General features: G+C 69.3%; 3 protein-coding genes and 1 pseudogene. 2 read left to right on the forward strand and 2 right to left on the reverse strand.

Going from position 1 to position 2,962, the window contains the following annotated elements:
- Positions 1-56: 56 nt before the first annotated feature.
- Positions 57-287, reverse strand: coding sequence for an exodeoxyribonuclease VII small subunit (locus LQV45_RS23495; RefSeq protein WP_230009059.1), 231 nt, complete (start codon positions 285-287; stop codon positions 57-59).
- A gap of 116 nt (positions 288-403) precedes the next feature.
- On the reverse strand, positions 404-1,690 hold the full coding sequence (xseA, locus tag LQV45_RS23500) for an exodeoxyribonuclease VII large subunit (RefSeq protein WP_230009060.1): 1,287 nt from the start codon (positions 1,688-1,690) through the stop codon (positions 404-406).
- A 255-nt stretch (positions 1,691-1,945) separates the two neighbouring features.
- Between xseA and LQV45_RS23505 the strand changes: the two genes are divergently transcribed.
- The gene (locus LQV45_RS23505; RefSeq protein WP_230009061.1) at positions 1,946-2,806 is read left to right on the forward strand and encodes a hypothetical protein; all 861 of its coding nucleotides are present in this window, start codon (positions 1,946-1,948) and stop codon (positions 2,804-2,806) included.
- Positions 2,807-2,815: 9 nt separating this feature from the next.
- Positions 2,816-2,962: pseudogene (locus LQV45_RS23510) on the forward strand (4-hydroxy-3-methylbut-2-enyl diphosphate reductase); the annotation flags it as partial.

Consider the following 2,962-nt stretch of genomic DNA (forward strand, 5'->3'; position numbering starts at 1 on the left):
ATCTGGTCGAGCGCTCCTAATACGGAGGGAACCGGCACGCCGCGGCGTGCCGGCGCCTACTTCTTGTCCGCGGCCTGGTCCCGGGCCGCGGCGAGCCGCTTGCGGGCACCTTCCAGCCACTGTTCGCAGCGCTTGGCCAGCGCTTCGCCGCGTTCCCACAGCGCAAGCGATTCCTCCAGGCTTGCGCCGCCGGCCTCCAGCTTGCCCACCACGGCGACCAGCTGCTCGCGGGCGTCCTCGTAGCTGAGGGCCTCGATGTCGGCGTTCGGGTTGGGTTCTGCTGCCATGTGGGTGCTCCTTGATTGTCGCGGTTTGTGCCGCGGTGACGCTGTCTGTGGTGCTGACGGTGGTGCCTGTTCGGGGCGCTGACGGGTGGCCGTGTGGGCACGTCCGTCCGCCGGGGTTATTCCTCGGCCGGTTCCTGGCCGCCGGTGGATTGGGCCGTGAACCGGCCGCCGGCCACCCGAACCGTGAGGTCCGTGCCGGCGGGCACCTGGGACGGATGGCGCACAACGTCCCGGTGCGCCGCGGGGGCGTTTCCGTCGCCGGCGAGCTGGACCACCGCGTAGCCGCGATCCAGTGTCTTTTGCGGCGAGAGTGCGCGCACCTGCGCCTTGAGGTGGACCAGTTGGTCCGCTGCCCGCACGACGGCGGCGCTGATCGCCGAGTGCGAGCGGACCTTGAGCCGTTCGACGTCCTCGTGGCGCTGGCTGATCATGACGTCGGGGGAGAGCAGCACGGGGCGCGAACGCAGGGAGGCCAGCCGGTCGCCCTCGCGTTCAACGAGCCGGGTGACCCCGCGACGGAGCTGGTCCCGTGCCTGCCGGACCCTGACAAGCTCCTCGGCGACGTCGGGAACTATCCTCTTCGCGGCGTCGGTGGGCGTTGATGCCCTGAGGTCTGCGACGTCATCGAGGATAGGCCGGTCCGCTTCGTGCCCGATCGCGCTCACCACGGGGGTGGACGCGTCCGCGACGGCCCGGATGAGTTCCTCGCTGCTGAACGGCAACAGGTCCTCGAGGGCGCCCCCGCCGCGGGCGATGACGATGACGTCGACCACGGGGTGGGCGTCGAGTTCCCGCAAGGCCGCGATCATCTGGGCTACGGCGGTGTTCCCCTGGACCGCTACTTCGCGGATCTCGAATTCGACGGCCGGCCAGCGCAGGGCGGCATTGCGCAGTACATCCTTCTTGGCGTCAGAGTCGCGGCCGGTGATCAGGCCGATCCGGTGCGGGAGCAGTGGAAGTCGCTTTTTGCGCGAATCGGCAAAGAGTCCTTCGGCGGCGAGGGCCTGGCGCAGCCGCTCGATCCTGGCCAGGAGGTCGCCGAGGCCCACGGGCCGGATGTCCTTCACAGACATGTTCAGCCGGCCCGTCTTGAGCCAAAATTCGGCCTTGATCAGGGCTACAACCCGGGAACCGCGTTCCAGCGGGGCGGCCTGGCGGTCCAGCACTGTGGTCCAGACCGATGCCGGCAGCGAGATTTCGGCGTCGATGTCCCGCAGGGTCAGGTAGGCGTTGCTGCCACGCCGGTTGAGTTCGATTACCTGCCCCTCAACCCATGCCGAGGGCGCGCGGTCGATATGCATCTTGAGCTTCTGGGACAGCAACTGCAGCGGCCAGGGGTTGTCCGGACTGGTTTGGGCCGCGGTGGCCGGTAGCGTGGTGGCCGCCGCCGCGTCCTCAGGCATGCGTGGGCTCCATGGCCGGGAGTGCCTGGTGGAGTGCCTTGTGCATATGTGTGCGTGTCCTTTGCTGCGTGCCGTTTACTGCATGTCCTTACACCGGGACTGCCGGCGGCCCGCTCCCCGGCGGGTGGGCCGGCCGGCAGCCGGAAGTTGTCTCTGTCAACTCTATCCATAGCTCTACCACCGGGGTCCGACTTTAGGGCCGCGCCCGGCCCCGCCCTAGGATGGGAGGGATGCCATCAACCTCCTAGGAATCCCTTGCGCACTTTTGTCTCTGCCGTCGCCGTCCTCATCGGGCTCCTGATGGCAGCCGTCGCCGTTCCAGCCATGTGGGTGGACCAGAACATCGTCCAGGAAGAGGGCTTCGTTGCCCTGACCGCGCCGCTGGGCAAGGACCCGGCGTTCCAGCAGCGGCTGGCCGCGGCCGCCGTCGACGGCCTGGCCGCCAGCGCCGGCATTCCCGAAGCCTTCACGGAGCTGGCCCGGCCGGTCCTGGACAGCGCGGCGCGCTCGCTGACGGGACTGCCCGGCTACCCCGAGGCCTGGGCTGAAACCCTGCGCAAGAGCCACCGCCTCACGTTCGCCGACCCCAGCACGCTGCCGCCGGAGGTTGACGGCTCGTCCTCGCTCACCCTGGATGTCGCGCCGCTTGCCGGGCTGGTGGCCAAGCAGGTCACTGCGGCGACCACCCTTCCGCTGGAGGCGCCCGGCCAGGTGCTGATCCATATCGGGCAGTCCGACCAGCGCCAGATGATCGAACGCGTCACCGTCTACGCCCCGATGGGCTACGCCGTTGCCGTCGGCGCGGCCATCGCCTTCATTCTGGCGTTCGTTGCGGCCCGACGCCGGTGGACCGTGCTGGTCGGAATGGGCGTTGGGACGCTGGTGCTCGCGGGGGTATGGAAGCTTGCCAGCGATGCCGCCGGCGCCGCTGTCGCCGGGACCTCGAGCGGTAACGATGTGGCGGAGCTGTTCAAGAACGAGTTCGTCGCGGCGTGCTCTGCCAGCTTCGGCCAGTGGATCGTCGCTGCTGCCGTCGCGGGAGCAGCGCTGGTAGCCACGGGAGTGGCTGTCCGGGTCGCCGGCGGCCGCAAACGGGGCAGGATTGAACACCGGTAGCATGGGAGCATGACCACCACCGCTGTCTCCGTTCCGATGCCATCCGTTCCGCGCAGGCGGCGTTCCCCGGAAGACGTCCTGGCCGCGGCCCCGGTCGCCGGTCCCAAAAAGGTCCTTCTGGCAGCCCCGCGCGGCTACTGCGCCGGCGTGGACCGT

Source organism: Microbacterium sp. Bi128, assembly GCF_918698205.1.

What these genes read in the sequence shown, in the direction of transcription:
- xseA (WP_230009060.1), bottom strand. Translation starts at nt 1,690, where the DNA reads ATGCCTGAGGACGCGGCGGCGGCCACCACGCTACCGGCCACCGCGGCC.
- LQV45_RS23495 (WP_230009059.1), bottom strand. Translation starts at nt 287, where the DNA reads ATGGCAGCAGAACCCAACCCGAACGCCGACATCGAGGCCCTCAGCTAC.